The following is a 20,231-nucleotide window of genomic DNA, read 5'->3' as shown; positions in this document are numbered from 1 at the left end:
GCCCTCAAGAGCTAGGCCGCAAAATCAGAAGGGCTTGAAAACGACCAGGACGACGATCGCCACAAGGCAGGCCGTCGGGACCTCGTTGATGACGCGGTAGTAGCGAGCTGAGTGCCCGTTGCGATCCTCGGCGAACTCGCGCAGCCGCCGGACGAATATCCCATGGAGACCTGACAGCAACAGCACGATCGCGAACTTGGCATGGAACCAGCCCTGCCGGTACGCCTCGGTCTCCCAGGCGAGCCACAGCCCGAAGATCCAGGTCGCCGCCATGGCGGGATTGATGATCGCCTTGAGGAGCCGCCGCTCCATGACCTTGAAGGTCTCCGATTGCGGCGAACCGCGCGGCGCATCGGCGTGGTAGACGAAGAGACGGGGCAGGTAGAACATGCCCGCCATCCAGGCCACCATCGATATGATGTGCAGGCTCTTCAGCGTCGGGTAGAGCATCAGGGTCCGGATCCGTAGCGCGCTGCGGCCCTCCTCACCCGCTCGATCATGCGCTCGACATGGGCGACGGGCGTCTCCGGCAGGATGCCGTGGCCGAGATTGAAGATGTGCGGCCGGCCCTCGACGGCGTCGAGGACGGCGTCGACGCCCCGGTCCAGCGCCTCCCCGCCGGCGAGCAGAGCCAGAGGATCCAGGTTGCCCTGCGTCGGCAGATGCTCCGGAAAGGTCGGCAGCACATGCGCGAGGTCGACCGTCCAGTCGAGCCCGAGCGCATCGCCGGGACAGTTCCAGCCGAGCTGCGTCATGTGGCCGCCCGAGCCGCGGATGAAGACGATCACGCGCGCCCCCGGCTTGGCCGCCTTCACGCCGGCAACGATCCGCGAGATCGGCTCGAGGGAGAGCGGACCGAACAGGATCGGCGGCAGCGCCGCCCCGAATGATTCGAAGATCTGCACCGCGTCCGCCCCGGATTCGATCTGGCGTATCAGATAGGCGGTGGATGCTTCCACCAGACGGTCGATCAGCGCGTTCATGAGCGCCGGATCGCGATAGGCCAGCGTGCGGGCCGGCGCCTGGTCAGGCGTACCCTTCCCGGCGATCATGTAGCTCGCCACCGTCCAGGGCGCGCCGCAGAAGCCGAGAAGCGCGGTGTCCTGCGGCAGCTCCTGCCGGACGCGCTGCAGCACCTCGAAGACGGGCGCGAGCTTCTCGAGCGGCAGCGCCGGGGCGAGCCTTTCCAGATCCTCCATGGACCTGGTCTGGGAAAGTCGCGGGCCCTCGCCTTCCTGAAAGGTCACCTCGGCCCCGAGCGCATGCGGGACGACCAGGATGTCGGAGAACATGATGGCGGCATCGAAGCCGAACCGCCGAATGGGCTGGAGCGTCACTTCCGCGGCAAGTTCCGGGTTGTAGCAGAGGTCGAGGAACGATCCTGCCTTCGCGCGGGTCGCCCGGTACTCCGGAAGATAGCGACCGGCCTGCCGCATCATCCAGACGGGCGGTGGCCAGACGGGCGCGCCGTCGAGGACCCGGCAGACCGGCTTGGCGGTGGCGTCCGCATCCGGGCTCTCTGAAAAGGAATCCTGAATCTGAATCTTTGCTTCTCTTGCTTGAGGGCCTGGATTCGCCGCCGCAACGCGCTCCACAGCCTGCCCACAATCCAGCTAGCACGGATCGGTTCCGCATGCGCGGCGCGCCCGGTTAACGGTCCGTAAAGGTTACCAAAGGGTTAAACCGGCCTGTCTGGTCCCGCGGCCGGCGGGAAATTCCGGCATCACCGATTCCAGGTCCCAGGTCTCCCGACGTCGGCGCTGTTGAACCGATCCGGGACAAGCGGCGGGCCCGCTTCCCTGGACCGGGCCTGCAGCCTCCCTTATCCACACTCGTCGACTCCCCGATCGCGGATTGTCCCGTGGGCCGCAGCTACTTCCATCTCCACCTCGTCTCGGACTCGACCGGCGAGACCCTTATCGCGGTCGCGCGGGCCGCGGCGGCGCAGTACGAGGGCGTTTCCGCGATCGAGCACGTCTATCCGCTCGTGCGGTCGTCGAAGCAGCTCGACCGCGTGATCTCGGAGATCGACGCCGCGCCCGGGCTCGTCCTCTACACCCTCGTCGACCGCGAGCTCGCCGGCAGGCTCGAGGAGGCATGCCGGGCGACCGGCTGCCCGCACCTCTCCGTGCTGGCTCCGGTTCACGCGCTGCTCGAGTCGTATCTGGGTGCCGCCTCTACCGCGCGTCCCGGGGCCCAGCACATGCTGAATGCCGAGTACTTCAAGCGCATCGACGCGATGAACTTCACCCTGATGCACGACGACGGCCAGCTTCCGGAGGACCTGGACGATGCCGATGTCGTGCTGGTCGGAGTGAGCCGCACCTCCAAGACGCCTACCTCAATCTATCTGGCCAATCGCGGGCTGAAGACCGCCAACATCCCGTTGGTGCCGAACATGCCCGTTCCGCCTGCGCTGGAGAAGGTGCGCAGGACGCTCGTGGTCGGCCTCGTCGCCTCGCCGGAGCGCATCGTCCAGATCCGGCAGAACCGTCTCCTCTCGCTGAAAGCGGACGAGGATACGTCCTATGTCGATCGCGATCTGGTGGCGGAGGAGATCGCCTTCTCGCGCCGGCTCTGCGCCCGGCATAACTGGCCGGTGATCGACGTGACCCGCCGCTCGATCGAGGAGACGGCGGCCGCGATCCTCGATCTCTACCGCGACCACGCGCTGCGCTTCATCGCGGTTTGAGCATGGCCGTACTCTGGCGGGGCAGAGCTCCGCTCCTTCTTGCATCGACGAGTCGGGTACGACGCAAGCTGCTGGAAGGGGCGGGCATCCCGGTCGAGGCGGTCGCGCCCGGTGTCGACGAGCGGGCGCTCCAGCATTCCATCGGGCCAGGGGTCGCGGCTGGAGATCTTGCGGCGCATCTCGCCGGGGCAAAGGCGGAGGCCGTGGCGCGGCAACATCCCGACCGCGTGGTGATCGGCGCCGACCAGGTTCTCGCGTTCGAGGCGGAGTGCCTCGGCAAGCCGGGCACGCGGGAAGCTGCCCGTCGCCAGCTCGCCCGGCTGGCGGGCCGCAGCCACGTCCTGCACAGCGCCGTCGCCCTGGCGGTGGACGGCCAGGTCCGCGGGACCGCGATCGAGACTGCGCGGCTGACATTGCGCGATCTCGATGACGCCGCGATCGCGCTTTACGTCGAGGCCGCTGGAGAAGCGGCGCTTCACTCGGCAGGAGGTTACGAGATCGAGGGCTTGGGTATCCATCTGTTCAGCCGGGTCGAGGGCGAGCACTCGACCATTCTGGGCCTTCCCCTCCTGCCGACCCTCGCGATGCTTCGCGAGCTGAACCTTCTTGCCCTATGATTCGCCGTGCCTTCGTCATCGGCCACCCGGTCGGCCATTCGCGCTCGCCTCTGATCCACGGACACTGGCTCGCCCGCTACGGCATCGCCGGATCATACGAGCGGGTCGAGGTTCCGCCTGAAGACCTCGCTCCCTTCCTGTCGCGCGTCGAGACGGATGGCTGGGTCGGCGGGAACGTGACGGTGCCGCACAAGGAAGCCGCCTGTAGGCTGGTCGGCGAGACGACGGCTCGGGCGAGACGGCTCGGATCCGTTAACACGCTGTGGCTCGCCGACGGCCGGCTCCACGGCGACACGACGGACGGGGAAGGATTCCTGGCAAGTCTCGCGGACGCGGTCGGGCCCTGCTGGATGGACGAAGTCGGGACCGTCCTGATCCTGGGTGCGGGGGGCGCCGCGCGGGCCATCGTGGGCGCCCTGCTGGATGCAGGCGCGAACCGGATCGTGCTCGCGAATCGAACCGCGGCGAGGGCGTGCGGTCTCGCCTCGCTCGCGCCGTCAGCGATCGAGGCAGTGCCCTGGGAGGCGATTCCCAACGTTCTGCCCCGGGCGAATCTGCTCGTGAACACGACGCAATGCGGCATGAAGGGCCAGCCCCGGCTCGAGCTCGACCTGGCGCGCCTCGCCGAAGAAGCGATCGTCGCCGATATCGTGTACGTGCCGCTCGAGACGGAGCTTCTTGCCTCCGCCCGGGCACGCGGCCTGAGGACCGTGGATGGGCTGGGCATGCTCCTGCACCAGGCCGTGCCCGGGTTCGAGCGCTGGTTCGGCGTGCGACCGGACGTCACGCCCGAGCTGCGCGCCGTCGTCGAGGCTGACATCCGGAAGACCGCATGACCTTTCTCCTTGGCCTGACCGGCTCGATCGGCATGGGAAAGTCGGCAACCGCGATCATGTTTCGCGAGCTCGGCGTTCCGGTGCACGATGCGGATGCCGCCGTGCATGCGCTCTATCGCGGGCGGGCGGCCCCGCTGATCGAGGAGGTCTTTCCGGGTACCGTGGTCGACGGCGTGGTCGACCGCTCGAAGCTGTCCGACCGGGTGATCGGGCGACCTCACGCCATGCGGCGGCTCGAATCGGTGGTGCATCCGCTTGTGCGGGAGGAGGAGATCGCGTTCCTACGCCGGGCGGTCGCGGAGCGGCGGCCGCTTGCCGTGCTCGACGTGCCACTCCTGTTCGAGACGGGGGGCGAGCGGCGCTGCGACGCGGTCCTGGTCGTGACGGCCGCACCCGAGGTGCAGGAAAGCCGCGTCCTGGCGCGCCCGGGCATGACGGCGCAGAAATTCGCGGCAATCCTGGCGAAGCAGACGCCGGACGAGGAGAAGCGCCGACGCGCCCACTTCATTGTGGATACGGGCCATGGCTTCCCTCGGGCGAAGGCGGCTGTCTCTGATATCGTGCGGGCGCTGGCCGGCCGGCCGGGCAGCGTTCTCGGCTCGCGGCTGGACGAGGAGGCAGGTTCTGGGCGTATTGCGTGAGATCGTCTTCGACACCGAGACGACGGGCACCGAGCATCTCGGCGGCGACCGGGTCGTCGAGATCGGCTGCGTCGAGCTGCTGAACCACATCCCAACCGGCCGCGTCTTTCACAGGTACATCAATCCCGAGCGGCCCTGCCATCCCGAGGCCTTCAGGGTGCATGGCCTGTCGGACGAGTTCCTGGCCGGCCATCCGGTCTTCGCGGCGCTGGCGGACGAGATCTGTGACTTCTTCGGCGACGCGAAGCTGATCGCCCACAACGCCGCCTTCGACATCGCCTTCCTGAATGTCGAGTTCGGGCGCACCGGCCACCCGACGATCGTGATGGACCGGGTTGTCGATTCGCTTGCGCTCGCGCGCCGGAAGCATCCCGGCGCGTCCAACAGCCTCGATGCGCTCTGCCAGCGCTACGGCATCGACAATTCCCGCCGCACGAAACATGGCGCACTTCTCGACGCCGAGCTCCTGGCAGAGGTCTATGTCGAGCTGATCGGCGGAAAGCAGGCCGATCTCGGGCTGGCGGTCGGCCCAGCCCCGCGCATTCTGGTCCAGGGCGCTACCCTGGACCGGCGTAACGAGCGGACTGCCCGCCCGGTCCGCCCGCCGCTGGACGAGGCCACGGTCGCCGCGCATCTCGCCTTCATCGACTCGTTCGGGGCCACGCCGATCTGGCGGGACTATGTGGCGGAGGCGATGCCGGACGCGAACGCAGCCTGAACGTGAGAGGCCACGGACCCGGCGGCCGCCTGTTAGGACGCTGTCTTCCCGCTCAGTTGACCGGCTGATTGGACGCTTGCGGGGCTCCGGCCTGATTCTGGGCGGCCTCGGCTTCCATCTTCTGGCGATAGAGACCGACGAAGTCGATCGGATCGATATAGAGGGGCGGGAAGCCGCCATTGCGCACCGCCTCGGCCACGATCTGTCGCGCGAACGGGAACAGGAGCCGCGGGCACTCGATCATGATGACCGGATGAAGCTGGTCCTGCGGGATGTTGCGTACGCGGAAAACCCCCGAATAGGTAAGGTCGAAGGCGAACATCACTTCGTCGCCGATCTTGGCGTTGCCCTCGAGCGACAGATCGACCTCGAAATCGGTCTCGGCCAGCTGCTTGGCGTTGACGTTCACCTGGATCGAGATCTGCGGCCCGCCCTCCTGTGGCGTGAGGGAGCGCGGCGCGTTCGGGTTCTCGAAGGAGATGTCCTTCGCGTATTGCGCAAGCGCGTTGAGGGAGGGCATCTGGTCGGCAGCTTGAGCGCCATTGCCTGCCGGATTCTCGGCCATGGAAGGTTCCTGTCGGTTTCTTGGCTTGAGGCGCATCCGCGGCCACGCTCGGGGTCCGGCGGAAAGCAGCGGGTCGCGCTATCACGCTTCGTTCACGGTCACAAGGCCGCGGCAGGTCCGTTTGCTTGTGGTAGGGGAGGCTGGATGTTACGACAGGGGACCCCCACATAGGCGCAGGGTCGGGCGTCTGCCGCCGGGCCGTATTGGCCGCGTTCGCGGTCGCTCCTGACGCCGAAGACCCGTTCTACGATGCAAGACTCGTTTGACGTCACGACGATCGTCTTTCTCGCCCTCGCGGTGTTCGTGATCTGGCGTCTGCGGTCCGTGCTCGGTCAGAAGACCGGTCACGAGCGGCCGCCGATCGACCCGTTTACGCGTCGCGAGACGGCCGATCCGGCCCGGCCGGGTGCGAACGGCGCGGACAATGTCGTACGGCTGCCCTCGGCGGGGATCGACCGCCCGGCCGCCCCACCCGCGAGCACCCCTCCTGCGGATCGATGGGCCGGCGTCGCGGAGCCGAATTCGGCGGTGGCGCGGGGACTCGACGAGATCGCCAAGGCGGAGCCGGATTTCGACGCCCGCGGCTTCGTAGAGGGCGCCAAGGCGGCATACGAGATGATCGTGACCGCATTCGCGCAGGGCGACCGCGAGACCCTGAAGAACCTGTTGTCCCGGGACGTGTTCGACGGCTTCGAGCGTGCGATCGCGGACCGCGAGTCGCGCGGCGAGAAGGCCGAGACGACCTTCGTGTCGATCGACAAGGCCGAGCTCGTCTCCGTGGAGACCCGCAATCGCGTCGCTCAGGTCTCCGTGCGCTTCCTGTCGAAGCTCATCACTGCGACGCGGGATGCCTCCGGCAAGGTGATCGACGGCAATCCGGAAACGGTGGTGGACGTCACGGACGTCTGGACCTTTGCGCGTACGCTTGGATCGCGCGACCCGAACTGGCAGCTCGTCGCGACCGAAGCCGGTCAATGATGCCGTGGGGCGGGTTCTCGTCTCGCTGACTTCGGCCGCTTTCGTCGCGGCGGCGCCCTCGACCGCAGCCGCCCAGCCGGCCATCCGAGGTGTCGAGCTGAAGCCGGTCGTCTTCCGCGATCTGCCGGCCTGGCGGGAGGATGATCAGACTGCCGCCTTCCGCGCCTTCGCCAGGAGCTGCTCCGCGATTGTCGAGGATGCTCCCGCCCTTCGCACCGCGTCTTCCATGTTGGACGGTCTGGCTGAAGCGTGCCGGGCTGCGGTGGCGATGCCGGAGCCGGACATTTCCGCCGCGCGTACCTTCTTCGAGAGCCGGTTCACGCCCTACGAGGTGTCCGCAGGAACCGGCCGGGGCTTTCTGACCGGCTATTACGAGCCGGAATTCCCGGGCTCACTGAAGCCGACAGCCGATTTTCCCGTCCCACTTCTGGCCCGCCCCGACGATCTCGTGACGCTCGAGCCCGGCGACGTGGTACCGGGCGCTCCGCCCGGACTTGCCGCGGCGCGCCGGACCGACTCCGGCCTGGAGCCCTATCCGGACCGCTCGGCGATCGAGGATGGGGCCATCTCGGACCGCACTCGTCCCGTCGCCTTCGTTCGCGATGCGGTGGATGCCTTCATCATTCAGGTCCAGGGTTCGGCCCGGCTCAAGCTGCCGGACGGGCGCGCGGTGCGACTGGCCTATGCCGGGAAGAATGGCCTTCCCTACACGTCCGTGGCCCGGCTTCTCGTCCAGAAGCTCGGCATCCCGGCCGCCGAGATGACGGCAGACGCCCTGACCGGCTGGCTGCGCCGGCATCCGGATCAGGCGAGGGATCTCCTGCGCCAGAACCGCTCTTACGTGTTTTTCCGCATCGCGGACGAGCTCGATCCCGCAGAGGGTCCGATCGGGGCCGCCGGAGTTCCTGTCACGGCCGGGCGGACGATCGCGATCGACCGCAGCCTGTGGGGCTATGGCCTGCCGGTCTGGCTGGAGGGTGACCTGCCGGAGCCGGGCGGCGGCTCGCGCCCGCTCAGGCGCCTGACCATCGCGCAGGATACTGGAAGCGCAATCGTGGGGCCGGCACGTGCCGACCTCTTCTTCGGCTCCGGGGCGGATGCGGGCTTGAGGGCCGGCCTGCTGCGCAACGAAGTGCGCTTCGTCGTCCTATGGCCGAAGCTGGAGCCGGCTTCCGCTGCGGCGCCGTGAACAGAGGGCCACGACGGCTTCTCAGCTCAGAGGAGCGGCGCCTCTGGGCGGAGGTGGCGAAATCGGTCGCACCGCTGCCCGGGCGAGCGCTTCCTACGGCGCCGGAGCTTCGGCGGCTTCCAGATGCCGCCTCGGCTTCCCCGTCCGAGATTCCGGCTGCCGTCCGGATCGATCATCGCCCGCAACACGCCGAGGCCGCCCCGCTAGCCCCGATCGAGCCGAAGACGAGACGCGCGCTTGCCCGCGGCCGCGCCCGGCCCGACGCGGTCATCGACCTGCATGGGATGACGCAGGCGGAGGCGCATGCGGCACTTCTCGGCTTTCTCCGTCGTGCGCAGGCATCCGGACGCCGCCTCGTCCTGATCGTCACCGGGAAGGGGCGGGCCGAGGACGTTCATGGATCCGGCGATCGCGGCGTGCTGCGACGCGTGGTGCCGCACTGGCTCGGCTTGCCGGAACTGCGTCCCCTTGTTCTGGGCTGGACGGAGGCGGCTCCCCGCCAGGGAGGCTCCGGCGCGCTGTATGTCCGGCTTCGACGGCCCGCCACGCGCGCTTGACCGTCAGGGAGGCGGGTGCCAAAGCGCCTCTCCCTCCCTCCGCGCGGACATCTCATGACGGCTAACGGCCTCGACATCCTGGCGCTCGGCAACGCCATCGTGGACGTGCTGGCCCAAACGGACGAGCGCTTCCTGGTGGAGCACGGGCTCGCGAAGGGCTCCATGCAGCTGATCGACGAGGCACGGGCCGAGGCCCTTTATGCCGCCATGGGGCCGGCCACCATCGTGTCCGGCGGCTCGGCCGCGAATACGGCTGTCGGGGCTGCTTCGCTCGGTGCCAAGGTCGGCTTTGTCGGCAAGGTCCGCGACGACGAGCTCGGGCGGCTCTTTACGCACGACCTGAACGCCGTTGGGGTGAAGTTCGGGACGCCTCCGGCGACCGAAGGCCCGGCTACTGCCCGGTCCTTCATCCTGGTCACGCCGGACGGGGAGCGGACCATGAACACCTATCTCGGCGCCTGCCAGAGGCTCGGCCCGAACGATCTGGACGAGGCGACGCTCCGCTCCGCCCGCATCGTCTATCTGGAGGGCTATCTCTGGGATCCCGCGGACGCGAAGGAAGCTTTCAGAACGGCCGTCCGGATTGCGCACGCGGCGGGCAACAAGGTCGCCCTCACGCTCTCGGACGCATTCTGCGTGGACCGCTATCGCGAGGAGTTCAGGGGCCTCGTTCGCGACGGCAGCGTCGACATTCTCTTTGCCAATATCCACGAGCTGAAGAGTCTGTACGAGACGGCTGACGAGCGGGACGCGGTATCGGCGTTGACAGCGGACGGTGTGCTCGGCGTTGTCACCCGGTCGGCGGAAGGCGCGCTTCTGGTCAGCCGCGACGGGATCGAGGCCGTGCCGGCCAGTCCGGTCGAGCGAGTGGTGGACACCACGGGCGCGGGTGATCTCTTCGCGGCCGGGTTCCTGGCCGGTCTCGTGCGCGGCCTCTCCTCGCGGGATTGCGCACGGCTTGGCGGGATCGCAGCCGCCGAGGTGATCTCTCATATCGGGGCACGTCCTCAGGCCGATCTGATGCAACTCGCTCGGGGCGAGGCACTGCTCGCCTGAGCTGGCACGCCTCAGGTAGGCCGGTCGGGCCGCACGGCCGGTGCGGAGAATGGCGGCTTCAGGGTTGGCGGTGTGCCCGGCAGGGCACGATCGCGACCTCGTCCGTGCGCTGCCAGCCGAAGCCGCCGCCTCGATCGGCGAGTTCGTACAGTGGGGCGGGAAGCCGATAGGTTCCGCCTTCGACACCCGCTGGCAGCATCACCGAGCCGTCCAGAGGAGCGATGATCGCGACCGGGGCGTCCGGCGCCTCGCAAAAGGCTCGGATCTGAGCCAGAGTCGGATGCAGCACCTGGCGTTCGCCGATCCATGGAGAGCGATCGGCGGTATCGGCTAGACCTGCGGCCAGCAGGCGCTCCATCCGGCCCTGCCATATGCGGGCGAGATCGGCCGAGAAGACGATGGAGGCGCCCTGGAGATGGCTGACCCAGTTCGGCTGCCCGGCCAACGCCCAGGCGTAGCGGGCGCCGTCCCGGAGCCAGAGCACTTCCGCGGGACCGGGCGGCAGCAACGCTGACAGCGCGGGGTCCCGCATCCGCTTATCGGTGATCCGGTCCAGGCGGGAGCGGTCGTCCCAGGTCGCGATCGCAAGAACGATCAGCCCCGTCGTCAGGATGACTGACGGTACCGGGTGCAGCCGCCAATGCGTATTCAACGCGACCAGGATTCCGATCAGAACGAGGGGAGCGGAGAGGACCCAGAACAGCCAGACGTGGCCGAGGATCGAGGCATCGGCCGGCTTGGCCGTCCATAGTTCGAGAACCAGGGCCCAACGCTGCCCGAGCGTCAGGGCCGCGGCAGCGCAGACGGTAACCCATGCGATGCGGACGAGCGTCTTCCCCGCGCCGCCGGTCAGACCGATTGGCAGCCGCGGGACGAGGAGGGCAGCGCCTGCCGCGGCTGCGCCGAGGGCGGAGGTGGGAGCAAGCACCCAGCCAAGCGTCAGGCAGGCCAGGGCAAGCTGCCCCTGCCTACCCGAGCGCCAGAGTCCGACCGCCGCGATCGGCAGCGTGAGAGTGCCCGCGAGTGACAGCAACCAGAGCGCTCGCCAGGGCTGCGCCTGGACGACCAGAACCAGGACGAATCTGTCCGCCGCCAGATAGGTGACGCCGAGGCCGATGAGGCTCGCGACCAGGATCCCGGTGGGCACCCGCCTCTGGGCCGCGGACAGGAAAGGCAGGGCGAGCAACACAGTTGCCGGTCGGACCGCTGCGGGCGCCCAGATCGTCTCGCGCCAGCGGCTCGGGAACAGATACGCATTCGCCGACACGGCCGAAAGCCACTCGGCGTCCATCACCGTGAAGAGGCGCGCCGCAAGGGGCAGGCCGGCCGATGCTGCGGCGAGGATCGTTGCGGCCGTGACGACGGGCAGCAGCAGCCACCGGCGGTCGGCTGCGATCTGGACCAGACACCAGACGAGGAGGGCAGGAGCGGCCATGATGGGGTGGATGGCCGCCGCGCCGAGCAGGACGGCAAGGCTTAGCCCGGCTCGCCCGGTCGCGAGTGCCGCGAGGCCCGCCAGGGAGGCCGCCTCCGCAAACGGCCGCGCGGTCGCGAATTGCTCGGCATACCGGAAGAGCCCACCGTAGAATCCGGGCACGACCGCACCTGCGACGAGGGAGGCCCATAGGACCCGCCCTCGCGCGAGGGTCGCGGCAAGGCCGGCCATTCCGGTGAACCAGGCCACGAGCGCCAGCACGGTCAGCGTCAGCGCCCCGGTGCTCGGGCCGAGAACCCCGATCCAGGCGGCGATTACCGGGGGAAAGAGGCTGAAGCCGGACTGGCCATCATGGGCGAAGATGATGTCCCGGCCCAGGCCCGCCGGGTCTGCATCTGCGAGGGCACGGCCTATATAGAGATCGGCATCGTACGTGATGCCCCAGTAGGGGTGGCCGAGAAAGAGGAGAGCGAGCGCGCTCCCGCCTCCGACGAGAACCCAGACCCGATCCTGGCTGGCCGGACGGATACCTGAAGGCGAGGCGGGCTCATCTGCCTCCACCTCCCTTGCCCCGATGACGCCCGCCTCAAGGGCGGGCTGAGGGGAAGAGGAGGGTTGAACGCGCGTCAATGGCGGCGCGTGCGTGCGTTACCCCGCTCGGCGGAGCGGCATCCCGCCTGCCTCCGCGAGCGAGTTCCGGATCGCGGCGTGCTGGTAGGGCTTGGGGATGAAAGGAGCTCCCTGAAGATCAGCCGGCACCTCGCTGCGGCGTGAGGCCGATACGAACGCGAAAGGGACGCGCGATCGATGCAGCCGTTCGGCGAGGGCAAAGCTCTTGCCGTCGGGCAGGTCGACGTCCAGCAGGGCGAAATCGAGCCCGTCGCCGATCCGTCGGCCAGCATCGGCCACCGTTTGGCACAAGCCGACCACCTCGTGCCCGCAATCCTCGACGAGGCACTGCAGATCAAGAGCTGTAAGGGGATCGTCTTCGAGGATGAGAATACGCACGACAGCTCCTCCCCACCAGGCCGACCCCGCCGCGGATCGGTCTCACGGGCACCCCAGCAAAAGCCGAGGCAGGGAAGGCCGTTCCTGGCAGATGTGCCGGTTTCGCGAGGTTCCGGCCCGCACGGTTAAGGTTGAGTTAGCGTTGCGTCCGTCGCTTGCCTTTAGCGAAAATTGAGCAGAAACGGCCGGCCAAAACGAAAGCGCGCGCCAGGGGCGCGCGCTTGTGGCTGCCCGACTCCACTTCGTCAGGCAGCGCGGCTTTCGTCCCCGGTGTCCCGGTCGTCGGCCTGGCCGCCCACGGCCTGAAGGTTCTCCTCGACCATGCTCTTGCCCTGCTCCGCCAGCTCGCGCGCATAGCGCAGCCCCTGGTCGCGCACCTCGTCGGCGTAGCGACCGAAGATCTGGTTCTCGCGCCGGGTCGCGGGAAGGAGGGAGCCGATGAGTAGGCCCGCCGCGAAGCCGACCACTCCGACCATGACCGGGTTCTCCTCCACGAAGGCCTCGACGCCCCGGCGGCGGCGCGAAAGCTCGGCGGCGGAACGGCGGCGTGCGTCGTCCACCGTGCGGCTCGCCCGGCCGTAGAATTCGCCCGCGGTCTGGCGGGCGGCCTCCGTCGCTGACCGTGCGGTGTCTGCGGCTCCCTTGAGGCCTTCGCGTGCGGTCGATGCCGCTTGGCCCAGAACGGAATCCTCGCCCGACTCGCGTTTGGCCGTGCCGCTGCCGCTGCCGCTGGCGCCGGTGCCGCCGCCCTGGCCGGAATAGTGCTTCTCTGCCTCGTTCATGATGCTCTCCGATCCTTGTGTCAGGCCTTCGCGCCGTCGGGCCTGCGGCCCTCGATCGCGTCGAGCGTTGGATGCCGGGTAGGCAGGTCGGGATCGTAGATCCGGGCCTGGCCCTCGTTCAGCGCGGGAACCTCGACGTAGTCGACATCCGCGATCGTCTCGGCTCGGGCACGCTGCCTATTCATGCGGTACACGAGAAAACCGAGCCCGGCGGCCGCTATCATCACCGGGACGGGATGCCGCCGCATCAGCCCGAGCACGAAGTCGTGCCCGTTCTGGTAGCGAGGAACGCCGGCCGACCCCATGACCTCGTCGACGATGCCGGCCACCGTCAGCTTGCTCTGGATGCGGTCGATCGTGCCGTAGAGGCGAGCACGCGTCGCCTCGATCTCGGCCTCGATCTCTCGCGAGGATTCCGACGCCATCTCAGGAGGTCCTCTCGGTCAGGATCTCTGTGTCGCGCTTGATCTGCCGGATCGTCCGCTTCGGCTCGAGACTCGAGGCGGAGATGAGGCTCTTCCCGGCGAAGACGAATGCGCCTGCGATGATCGCAAGCGCCGCGCCCACGATCAGGGCCGAGAGCCAGCGCGAGTGGACGATCAGCTCGAGTCCGTAGACCAGCGCCTGGGTGAGCCAGATAAGCGAGGCCACCGCAAAGACGGCGGCCGCCCCGAACATGCCGGCCCCTTTCGCGAAACCTGCAACGTTCTCGGACATCTCCGCCCGGAACAGCGCGAATTCCTTGCTCGCGAGGTCGGCTGCGTCCCGGAGCGCGTCTCCGACCAGCCCCTGCAGGCTGGAGCCCTGCCCGTCGGCCATGATGCTCTCCTCAGACGCGGGCCGCAGGCGAAGCCGAACCGGCTGAACGCGTTCGTCCGGTCCCGCGAGCGCCCGCCGCCTGGTTGCGCGCGGCGTTCGCCTCGGCGAGCTCCTCGGCCGAGCTCTTGATGAAGCGCGCCAGCAGGAATCCCGCGATTGCCGCGCCGGCCCCGAAGGTCAGCGGCTGGCGCCGCGCCATCGATTCGATGTCGCCGTAGATCTCCGCGAAGCTGCGCTCCTGGAGGCCGCTCGCGAGCTGGTCGAGCCCATCGGCGGCGCTTCCCACAAAGGCCTTCAGGCTCGGCTGCTGCTCGAAGGTGTTGCCCGTCTCGCGGAGCGACGCCGCGAGGTCCGCGATCGACTGCGCGACCGTGTCCTTCCTCTGGTCGGCGAAGCTCGTGGCCGTGCCCTTCGCCGCCTGGAGGAGACCACGGCCCTGCTCCTTTGCCGTGCTGGCAATCTCGCTCGCCACATCGGACGCGATGGATTTCAGATCGCCTGGCTCGCCGGCACCCGACCCGCCGCCGCTCGGCCCGCCGCGGGTCCCCGCGTTGCTGCCCTGCGGCCCGAGCGTCGCTCCGGCCACACCCGAATCCTCGGCGATCGTTCGGCTTGTCTGTGCTGGTTCGGCCATGTTCGATCCTCGTTCTGCCCCGCCGTGGTGTCCCGGTAATGCGTGTCCCGGCAGGGGGTTCCTTCCCGTCCCGCGCCGCTCAGGCCCTTGCCGCCCCGACGGTATCGGCCATTTCGGCACCCCTGGCGCCGAGTGGCTCGTGCGGGCCCTCGGTCGTGTCGTGAGCGGTCTGATGCTCCGTCTCGGCGTTGAGTTCGGCTCCGACCAGGATGATCGTCACGGACAGCCACATCCAGGTCATGAAGCCGACCACGGCGCCCAGCGAGCCATAGGTCTCGTTGTAGTTCCCGAAACTTCCGACATACCAGGAGAAGATCATCGAGAAGATCATCCAGCCGGCGGCGGCGAGGATGCTCCCGGGCGCAAGCCAGCTCCAGCGGGCGCGGTCGCGGCTCGGACCGTAGCGGTAAAGTACAGCCAGCCAGACCATGGTCACGAGGAGCAGCGCCGGCCAGCGCCCGATCCAGACCACCCAGTCGGCCACCGCCCCAAGACCGATGAACTTGAGGAGGACAGGCACGACCACCACGCCGCTCATCGCGATCACCAGGAACACGATCGCCCCGAACGTGAAGGCGAGGGAGGTAAGGTTGAGGGCTATGAAGCTGCGCTTCTCCTTCTCCTCGTAGGCGACGTTCAGGGCGTCGAACACGGCCTTCATGCCGGCATTCGCGCTCCAGACCGAGATGGCGAGGCCGGAGAAGAAGGCGAAGCCGAGTGCGGTGTCGTTGCCGGTCGTGATGCGCTTGATCTGCTCGCCTACGACGTCGAGCGCGCCGCCCGGCAGGAAGCCCGAGAGCGCGTTGAGGTGCTCGGAGATCGTGGCGGGATCGGCCACGAGTCCGTAGAGCGACACGAAGGCGCCGATGGCGGGAAACAGTGCCAGGAGCCCGTAGAAAGTGACGCCTGCGGCGACGGCGAGGATACGGTCGTCCCCGATCTCCTCGTAGACGCGCCACATGATGTCCCACCAGCCGCGCGGCGGGATCTCCTGCGGTTGGGCCGCGGTGCGACCGCGGTCGCGTTCCCCTGCGGCCCGGTGCGGGTCAGGCGCCGAGGTCCCGCCTGTCGGATCGGAGACGTAGTCCGGCGTGGCGCCCGGCGCAGGCCGGCGCCCGAATGCGGCCGAGAGGACGAGCGCGAGACCTGCGGTGGCAAGGGCGGAGATGACGGGTCCGTGCTTCTGGCTCGTGTTCGTCATGGGACCTGGCGTGTCGCGGCGCCTCGGTCCGGAAGGACGTCTGGCCCCGTCAGAACGGACGCGGCCGAGCCTCGGTTCCTATGAAGTAGGGGCGGTGCCTGTCGGCTGCCGCCCCTCTCTCTCACCAGTGGTACCGGCGGTAACCCCAAGGCCGGTGATGGTAGTAGGGCCGGTAATAGTATCGCGGCCGATAGACACGGCGGTGGTAGTGGTAGCGCGGACGCCAATGATGCCGGCGATAATGGCGGTAGCGGCGATACTGCGTATACTCCGCCGGGGTCGCGGCATGGCGTTCGGCCAGGCTCTTCGCAGCGCCCGGAGCGGCGGCGGCCTGGGCCGAACCGGACATCAGGGGCGCTGCGAAAAGAAAGGCCAAGGCTGCAGCCAAGGCCAAGACGACTCGTCTCATCGAGGAACCTTTCATTCTGAATCCGCCTCCCGCTCGGACTTAACGCGCGCGGCGCGGCGCCGGTCAATCATCCGGGGCAAACAGGGTTGCCGTCGTGCATCGCTCCGTCAGCGGACGGGCGTGCGCGCGATGCGGATCATATTGGTCGCGCCCGGAGTGCCCAGGGGAACCCCGGCGACCAGGATGATGCGCTCTCCCGGATCGGCGAATCCCTCCTTCACGGCGGTGACGGTTGCGCGCTCGACGAGCTCGTCGAGGTTGCCGGGATCGGGCGTCACGATTGGGTGGACGCCCCAGACGACGCAAAGCCGCCGCGCCGTCGCGACATTCGGGGTCACCGCTATGATGGGCGGTTTCGGCCGTTCCCGGGCCACCCGAAGTGCGGTGGCGCCGCTCGCCGTGGCGCAGACGATGGCCGCCATGGCGAGGTTCTCGGCCATGTCCCGCGCGCCTGCCGCGATCGCGTCCGCGCCGGTCGGCTCGGGTGCGGAGCGTTGGTTGGCGATGACGCTCCGGTAGGTCGGATCGCGCTCGACCTCCTCGGCGATCCGGTTCATCGTGCCCACCGCCTCGACCGGGTATTTGCCGGCGGCGCTCTCGGCGGACAGCATGACGGCGTCCGAGCCTTCGAAAATGGCGGTCGCGACGTCCGAGACCTCCGCCCGGGTCGGAACCGGACTCGTGATCATGGATTCGAGCATCTGCGTTGCGACCACGACCGGCTTGCCGTAGCGGCGGCACATGCGGGTGATCCGCTTCTGCGTGCCGGGAACGGTCTCGAGCGGCATCTCGACCCCGAGATCGCCCCGCGCGACCATGATCGCGTCGGCGAAATCCATGATCTCGTCGAGCCGTGCCACTCCTTGCGGCTTCTCGATCTTGGCCATCACGCCGGCCCGGCCGCGTGCGACCTTCTTCACCTCGGCGACGTCCTCCGGTCGCTGCACGAAAGAGACCGCGATCCAGTCCACGCCGACGTGGAGGGCAGCCTCGAGATCCGAGCGGTCCTTTGCGGTCATGGCCGAGACCGGGATCGTGGTGTCCGGAACGGACACGCCCTTCCGATCCGAGATCACGCCGCCGACCACGACGTTGGTCACGGCCCGGTCCGGCCCGACCTCGGTCGCCACGAGACGAATCTTTCCGTCGTCCAGGAGGAGCGTGTCTCCGACCCGGAGCGCCTGGAGGATCTCGGGATGCGGCAGCTTCACCCGGCCGGCATCGCCCGGCGCGTCGTCCGAATCCAGAACGAAGGTCGACCCGGCCGCGAGCGTCGCCCGCCCATCCGCGAAGGCGCCGAGGCGGAGCTTCGGGCCCTGCAGATCGGCCAGGATGGCGATGGGCCGAGCGAAATGCTCCTCCGCGTCCCGGATGGTGCGTACGAGCTCGTCGAGACGCTCGTGACTGGTATGGCTCATGTTGATCCGGAATACGTCGGCGCCCGCGATGAACAGCCTGCCGATCGTCTCCGCATCGGACGAGGCCGGCCCGAGCGTGGCGACGATCCTGGTCCGTCTTCGACGTCGCATTCAGTCCTCCGGGAGATAGCCGCGACTCGGGCGAGAGGGTCGCAAGCCACCTGCGGCTCCGCAACCCGTCAGCGGCGGGCGTCACCCCTCGGCAGGGCCGCGCTCACGTGCGAGGCGGTGCAGATGTCCAGCGAAGCGCTCAGCTTTCGGGCGATGCGACCGATCTGATGCTCGGCGGAGATGTGCCGGCCGTCCACGATGAAGATGGCTGCCGCCAGGCCGATCGCCATCGGGACCGGCGAGAGCGCAGGCCGGTCGCTCCGGCGACGTAGCGCAACGAAAACCGTGACCGCGGCAGCACCGATGAGCCAGCCGAGCACGACCTCGGGCCAGCTATGGACGTCGAGCGCCGCCCGGCTCACGCCGATGCCGGCAACCAAGAGGGCGGCCGCGCATGCCAGCGTGAGTGCAAGCCACGCTGGCCGACGCGCGGCGACCATCGCGGCGAGCGAGCCATAGACGACCGCGCTGAAGCTCGCGTGCCCGCTCGGACTCGATATGTCGAAGGCCGAGATCGTGCCGCCGCAGGCCTTGAAAAGGAGCTTGGCCGCAAGCGTCGCGGCGAGACCCAGCGCCAGGGAGACAGCGAAGGCGCGTGCTTCCTCCCAGCGCCGCAGCGCCGCGAGATAGATCAGGAGCGCAAGCGAGACAGGAGCGAGCAGGGCCGTGTCGCCGGCCGCCGAGAGCGCGTGCATCATGAGCGGACGGCAGCTGGCCGCGAGGCGTAAGCGGGATCGGAGCGGAACTGGGTCATCGGGCCGGCCGGGCGCAACCTAGCCGAGGAGCGTTGCCTCGTCCTTACACGGATTGAGGAGTCGCGTGGCGTCGGTCGCCCTTGCCGCATCTTTGGCCATGCATGCGCCACCTTTACGCCGGAAGGAGCGCCTCCCTCCAATCGGCTCGACCATGCGGATCAGGCTTCTCCTCACGGCGCTGGCTGTTGCGCCGCTCCTCGCGCATTGCGCCGGCGACGACCTCACGAAGATTGTGCCCTCGGACAAGGTCACGACCTCGACGCGGGATGCCGCTCAGGCCGCGGCCTTGATTTCGGAGTACCGGAAAAGCCGAGGGCTCGGGCCCGTGACGGCGGACCCGGCCCTGAACGGTGCGGCAGAGCACCAGGCGCGCGCAGTCGCTGAGGCCGGCCGTCTGTCGCACGGCGCCTTCGCGAGCCGGATGGAGAGCTTCAAGATCGGCGGCTACTCGGCCGAGAACCTCTCCGCAGGATCGGACACGGTTGCGGGGGCGATCGCGCGCTGGAAGGCCTCCCCGGGCCACAACGAAAATCTCCTCATGCCGCAGGCGCGCCGGATCGGGCTCGCCCGCGCCGACAGCCCGCAGCACGGCTACCGGCATTATTGGGCGCTTGTCCTGGCACAATAGGACGCGCTCTCGCCGAATCGGGAAAGGGTCCCTGAACGATTGGGCTCGTATTCTCCGCGTCCATGGACGTGGTGACCTATGCCCGTCGGGGCGAGACCGATCCGGCTTCTTCCCCATCCGGGCGGCCGGACCCGGACGGCGCGCGCGTCGCCTGGGTCGATACGGCGAAGGGCATCTGCATCATCCTCGTCGTGATGATGCATTCCACGCTCGGGGTCGGGGCCGAGATGGGCCGCGAAGGCTTCATGCATTGGGTGGTCGCCTTCGCGAAGCCGTTCCGGATGCCGGACTTCTTCCTCGTCTCCGGTCTCTTCCTGGGCAGGGTGATCGCGCGCGATTGGCGCAGCTATGCCGACAAGCGGGTGGTCCACTTCTTCTATTTCTACCTGCTCTGGCTCGTGATCCAGTCGGCCGCAAAATACGGCCAGGTCTCGGGCGGCTCGCCGCTGGGCTTCCTCCAGCATCTCGCGCACGGGCTCTACGAGCCTTACTCGACGCTGTGGTTCATCTACATCCTGGCCGTCTTCTCCGTCGTCACGAAGCTCGTGCGCCACGTCTCGGCGCCCGTCCTGCTTGGCGGAGCGGCGCTCCTCCAGATCCTGCCCATCGAGACCGGCTCCTTCCTGCTCGACGAGTTCTGCGAGCGCTGGGTCTATTTTCTGGCAGGCTACCTCCTGTCCGCCCGAATCTTCGCGCTCGCCGCCTGGGCTCCGGCCAATCCGGGGCCGGCGCTCATCGGGATTGCGATCTGGGCGGTGGTGAACGGGGCGCTCGCCCTCACGCCGACCTCGCTCGGAGGCGTGCCGACCCTGGCCGAGCTGCCGGTAGTCGGGCTGCTTCTCGGGCTGGCGGGTGCCGTGGCAATCGTGGCGGCGGCCTCGATCCTCACCAGTCACATGAGCCGGGCGGCCGAGCCGCTACGCTATTGCGGCCAGAATTCCATCGCGATCTATCTCGCGTTCTTCCTGCCGATGGCGGCGACGCGGACGGTGCTGATCAAGACGGGCATCATCCAGGACGCCGGATTGGTGTCGCTTTTCGTCCTGATCGCCGCCGTCGCCGCGCCGCTGATCCTCGAGCGCCTCGTCCGGCACACGCCGCTCGCCTTCCTGTTCCGGCGCCCGGCCTGGGCGCATATCGTCCCGGTCCGGCCCGCCCTCCGGCTTCAGCCGGCGGAGTAGC

The 20,231-nt window shown here is 68.5% G+C and carries 24 protein-coding genes; 11 read left to right on the top strand and 13 right to left on the bottom strand.

The features are described from left to right. Positions 1-24: 24 nt before the first annotated feature. Both hemJ and hemE read right to left on the bottom strand, forming a co-directional pair. Complete coding sequence (gene hemJ, locus HJG44_RS14960) at positions 25-450, bottom strand: protoporphyrinogen oxidase HemJ (protein WP_171219188.1); 426 nt, start codon at positions 448-450, stop codon at positions 25-27. After that, complete coding sequence (gene hemE, locus HJG44_RS14955; RefSeq protein WP_171219551.1) at positions 450-1,538, bottom strand: uroporphyrinogen decarboxylase; 1,089 nt, start codon at positions 1,536-1,538, stop codon at positions 450-452. The genes hemJ and hemE overlap by 1 nt, the downstream gene beginning before the upstream one ends. 323 nt (positions 1,539-1,861) lie before the next feature. Here hemE and HJG44_RS14950 point away from each other — a divergent pair, with 323 nt between their 5' ends. From HJG44_RS14950 to dnaQ, 5 genes are read left to right on the top strand one after another with little or no spacing between them, the layout of a single operon-like run. Continuing rightward, positions 1,862-2,692 (top strand): pyruvate, phosphate dikinase/phosphoenolpyruvate synthase regulator, encoded by an 831-nt coding sequence (locus tag HJG44_RS14950; RefSeq protein ID WP_171219187.1) that lies wholly within the window; start codon positions 1,862-1,864, stop codon positions 2,690-2,692. Positions 2,693-2,694: 2 nt separating this feature from the next. Further along, positions 2,695-3,309 (top strand): Maf family protein, encoded by a 615-nt coding sequence (locus tag HJG44_RS14945; protein WP_171219186.1) that lies wholly within the window; start codon positions 2,695-2,697, stop codon positions 3,307-3,309. Continuing rightward, positions 3,306-4,145 carry a shikimate dehydrogenase gene (locus HJG44_RS14940; RefSeq protein ID WP_171219185.1) on the top strand — a complete coding sequence of 280 codons (840 nt, stop codon included), beginning with the start codon at positions 3,306-3,308 and terminating at the stop codon, positions 4,143-4,145. The genes HJG44_RS14945 and HJG44_RS14940 overlap by 4 nt, the downstream gene beginning before the upstream one ends. After that, complete coding sequence (gene coaE, locus HJG44_RS14935; RefSeq protein ID WP_171219184.1) at positions 4,142-4,786, top strand: dephospho-CoA kinase; 645 nt, start codon at positions 4,142-4,144, stop codon at positions 4,784-4,786. The genes HJG44_RS14940 and coaE overlap by 4 nt, the downstream gene beginning before the upstream one ends. Further along, a complete protein-coding gene (dnaQ, locus tag HJG44_RS14930) occupies positions 4,779-5,504 on the top strand; it encodes a DNA polymerase III subunit epsilon (RefSeq protein WP_246736269.1) in 726 nt (241 codons plus the stop codon). Before coaE ends, dnaQ begins: the two co-directional genes overlap by 8 nt. 52 nt (positions 5,505-5,556) lie before the next feature. On the opposite strand, the gene secB is transcribed toward dnaQ, so the two are convergent. Further along, complete coding sequence (gene secB, locus HJG44_RS14925) at positions 5,557-6,069, bottom strand: protein-export chaperone SecB (RefSeq protein WP_171219182.1); 513 nt, start codon at positions 6,067-6,069, stop codon at positions 5,557-5,559. 249 nt (positions 6,070-6,318) lie between these two features. Between secB and HJG44_RS14920 the strand changes: the two genes are divergently transcribed. Genes HJG44_RS14920 through HJG44_RS14905 form a run of 4 tightly spaced genes read left to right on the top strand, consistent with a single transcriptional unit; the run spans position 6,319 to position 9,849 of the window. Then, positions 6,319-7,047 (top strand): Tim44/TimA family putative adaptor protein, encoded by a 729-nt coding sequence (locus HJG44_RS14920; RefSeq protein ID WP_171219181.1) that lies wholly within the window; start codon positions 6,319-6,321, stop codon positions 7,045-7,047. Between the two features lie 4 nt (positions 7,048-7,051). After that, the gene (gene mltA / locus HJG44_RS14915) at positions 7,052-8,236 is read left to right on the top strand and encodes a murein transglycosylase A (protein WP_346767176.1); all 1,185 of its coding nucleotides are present in this window, start codon (positions 7,052-7,054) and stop codon (positions 8,234-8,236) included. Then, entirely contained in the window at positions 8,197-8,793 is a 597-nt protein-coding gene (locus HJG44_RS14910; RefSeq protein WP_171219180.1) for a Smr/MutS family protein, read from the top strand. Before mltA ends, HJG44_RS14910 begins: the two co-directional genes overlap by 40 nt. Positions 8,794-8,847: 54 nt before the next feature. Further along, entirely contained in the window at positions 8,848-9,849 is a 1,002-nt protein-coding gene (locus HJG44_RS14905; RefSeq protein ID WP_171219179.1) for an adenosine kinase, read from the top strand. A gap of 58 nt (positions 9,850-9,907) precedes the next feature. On the opposite strand, the gene HJG44_RS14900 is transcribed toward HJG44_RS14905, so the two are convergent. The 10 genes from HJG44_RS14900 to HJG44_RS14855 form a co-directional block, all read right to left on the bottom strand. Beyond that, the gene (locus tag HJG44_RS14900; RefSeq protein ID WP_171219178.1) at positions 9,908-11,845 is read right to left on the bottom strand and encodes a hypothetical protein; all 1,938 of its coding nucleotides are present in this window, start codon (positions 11,843-11,845) and stop codon (positions 9,908-9,910) included. A gap of 87 nt (positions 11,846-11,932) precedes the next feature. Beyond that, on the bottom strand, positions 11,933-12,292 hold the full coding sequence (locus tag HJG44_RS14895; RefSeq protein WP_171219177.1) for a response regulator: 360 nt from the start codon (positions 12,290-12,292) through the stop codon (positions 11,933-11,935). Between the two features lie 245 nt (positions 12,293-12,537). Then, complete coding sequence (locus HJG44_RS14890) at positions 12,538-13,074, bottom strand: hypothetical protein (protein WP_171219176.1); 537 nt, start codon at positions 13,072-13,074, stop codon at positions 12,538-12,540. 20 nt (positions 13,075-13,094) lie between these two features. Then, positions 13,095-13,499, bottom strand: a complete 405-nt coding sequence (locus HJG44_RS14885) for a DUF3618 domain-containing protein (protein WP_171219175.1) — start codon at positions 13,497-13,499, stop codon at positions 13,095-13,097. Position 13,500: 1 nt separating this feature from the next. Further along, positions 13,501-13,893, bottom strand: a complete 393-nt coding sequence (locus HJG44_RS14880; protein ID WP_171219174.1) for a phage holin family protein — start codon at positions 13,891-13,893, stop codon at positions 13,501-13,503. A 10-nt stretch (positions 13,894-13,903) separates the two neighbouring features. After that, positions 13,904-14,527: a hypothetical protein gene (locus HJG44_RS14875; protein ID WP_171219173.1), complete on the bottom strand. Its 624-nt coding sequence runs from the start codon at positions 14,525-14,527 to the stop codon at positions 13,904-13,906. 79 nt (positions 14,528-14,606) lie between these two features. Continuing rightward, positions 14,607-15,728, bottom strand: a complete 1,122-nt coding sequence (locus HJG44_RS14870) for a YihY/virulence factor BrkB family protein (RefSeq protein ID WP_171219172.1) — start codon at positions 15,726-15,728, stop codon at positions 14,607-14,609. A 121-nt stretch (positions 15,729-15,849) separates the two neighbouring features. Next, a complete protein-coding gene (locus HJG44_RS14865; RefSeq protein ID WP_171219171.1) occupies positions 15,850-16,077 on the bottom strand; it encodes a hypothetical protein in 228 nt (75 codons plus the stop codon). Between the two features lie 167 nt (positions 16,078-16,244). Continuing rightward, positions 16,245-17,666 carry a pyruvate kinase gene (gene pyk / locus HJG44_RS14860; protein ID WP_171219170.1) on the bottom strand — a complete coding sequence of 474 codons (1,422 nt, stop codon included), beginning with the start codon at positions 17,664-17,666 and terminating at the stop codon, positions 16,245-16,247. A gap of 68 nt (positions 17,667-17,734) precedes the next feature. After that, positions 17,735-18,364, bottom strand: a complete 630-nt coding sequence (locus tag HJG44_RS14855; protein ID WP_171219169.1) for a phosphatase PAP2 family protein — start codon at positions 18,362-18,364, stop codon at positions 17,735-17,737. Positions 18,365-18,572: 208 nt separating this feature from the next. Here HJG44_RS14855 and HJG44_RS14850 point away from each other — a divergent pair, with 208 nt between their 5' ends. After that, positions 18,573-19,049: a CAP domain-containing protein gene (locus HJG44_RS14850; protein ID WP_171219168.1), complete on the top strand. Its 477-nt coding sequence runs from the start codon at positions 18,573-18,575 to the stop codon at positions 19,047-19,049. Between the two features lie 71 nt (positions 19,050-19,120). Continuing rightward, the gene (locus HJG44_RS14845; protein ID WP_346767175.1) at positions 19,121-20,230 is read left to right on the top strand and encodes an acyltransferase family protein; all 1,110 of its coding nucleotides are present in this window, start codon (positions 19,121-19,123) and stop codon (positions 20,228-20,230) included. Position 20,231 lies beyond the last annotated feature (1 nt).

Origin of the sequence: Enterovirga aerilata (assembly GCF_013044135.1) — a bacterium.
GTDB lineage: Bacteria > Pseudomonadota > Alphaproteobacteria > Rhizobiales > Beijerinckiaceae > Enterovirga > Enterovirga aerilata.
Note: the sequence above shows the minus strand (reverse complement) of the source record. Positions and strands in the feature narration are given on the sequence as shown.

Bases quoted from the DNA above. Each gene is read 5' to 3' on its own strand.
- coaE (WP_171219184.1), top strand. From the start codon at position 4,142: ATGACCTTTCTCCTTGGCCTGACCGGCTCGATCGGCATGGGAAAGTCG.
- HJG44_RS14890 (WP_171219176.1), bottom strand. From the start codon at position 13,074: ATGAACGAGGCAGAGAAGCACTATTCCGGCCAGGGCGGCGGCACCGGC.
- HJG44_RS14910 (WP_171219180.1), top strand. From the start codon at position 8,197: ATGGCCGAAGCTGGAGCCGGCTTCCGCTGCGGCGCCGTGAACAGAGGG.
- pyk (WP_171219170.1), bottom strand. From the start codon at position 17,666: ATGCGACGTCGAAGACGGACCAGGATCGTCGCCACGCTCGGGCCGGCC.
- HJG44_RS14945 (WP_171219186.1), top strand. From the start codon at position 2,695: ATGGCCGTACTCTGGCGGGGCAGAGCTCCGCTCCTTCTTGCATCGACG.
- HJG44_RS14855 (WP_171219169.1), bottom strand. From the start codon at position 18,364: ATGATGCACGCGCTCTCGGCGGCCGGCGACACGGCCCTGCTCGCTCCT.
- HJG44_RS14880 (WP_171219174.1), bottom strand. From the start codon at position 13,893: ATGGCCGACGGGCAGGGCTCCAGCCTGCAGGGGCTGGTCGGAGACGCG.
- secB (WP_171219182.1), bottom strand. From the start codon at position 6,069: ATGGCCGAGAATCCGGCAGGCAATGGCGCTCAAGCTGCCGACCAGATG.
- HJG44_RS14870 (WP_171219172.1), bottom strand. From the start codon at position 15,728: ATGACGAACACGAGCCAGAAGCACGGACCCGTCATCTCCGCCCTTGCC.
- HJG44_RS14885 (WP_171219175.1), bottom strand. From the start codon at position 13,499: ATGGCGTCGGAATCCTCGCGAGAGATCGAGGCCGAGATCGAGGCGACG.
- HJG44_RS14865 (WP_171219171.1), bottom strand. From the start codon at position 16,077: ATGTCCGGTTCGGCCCAGGCCGCCGCCGCTCCGGGCGCTGCGAAGAGC.
- HJG44_RS14875 (WP_171219173.1), bottom strand. From the start codon at position 14,527: ATGGCCGAACCAGCACAGACAAGCCGAACGATCGCCGAGGATTCGGGT.
- HJG44_RS14905 (WP_171219179.1), top strand. From the start codon at position 8,848: ATGACGGCTAACGGCCTCGACATCCTGGCGCTCGGCAACGCCATCGTG.
- HJG44_RS14920 (WP_171219181.1), top strand. From the start codon at position 6,319: ATGCAAGACTCGTTTGACGTCACGACGATCGTCTTTCTCGCCCTCGCG.
- HJG44_RS14850 (WP_171219168.1), top strand. From the start codon at position 18,573: ATGCGGATCAGGCTTCTCCTCACGGCGCTGGCTGTTGCGCCGCTCCTC.
- hemJ (WP_171219188.1), bottom strand. From the start codon at position 450: ATGCTCTACCCGACGCTGAAGAGCCTGCACATCATATCGATGGTGGCC.
- HJG44_RS14940 (WP_171219185.1), top strand. From the start codon at position 3,306: ATGATTCGCCGTGCCTTCGTCATCGGCCACCCGGTCGGCCATTCGCGC.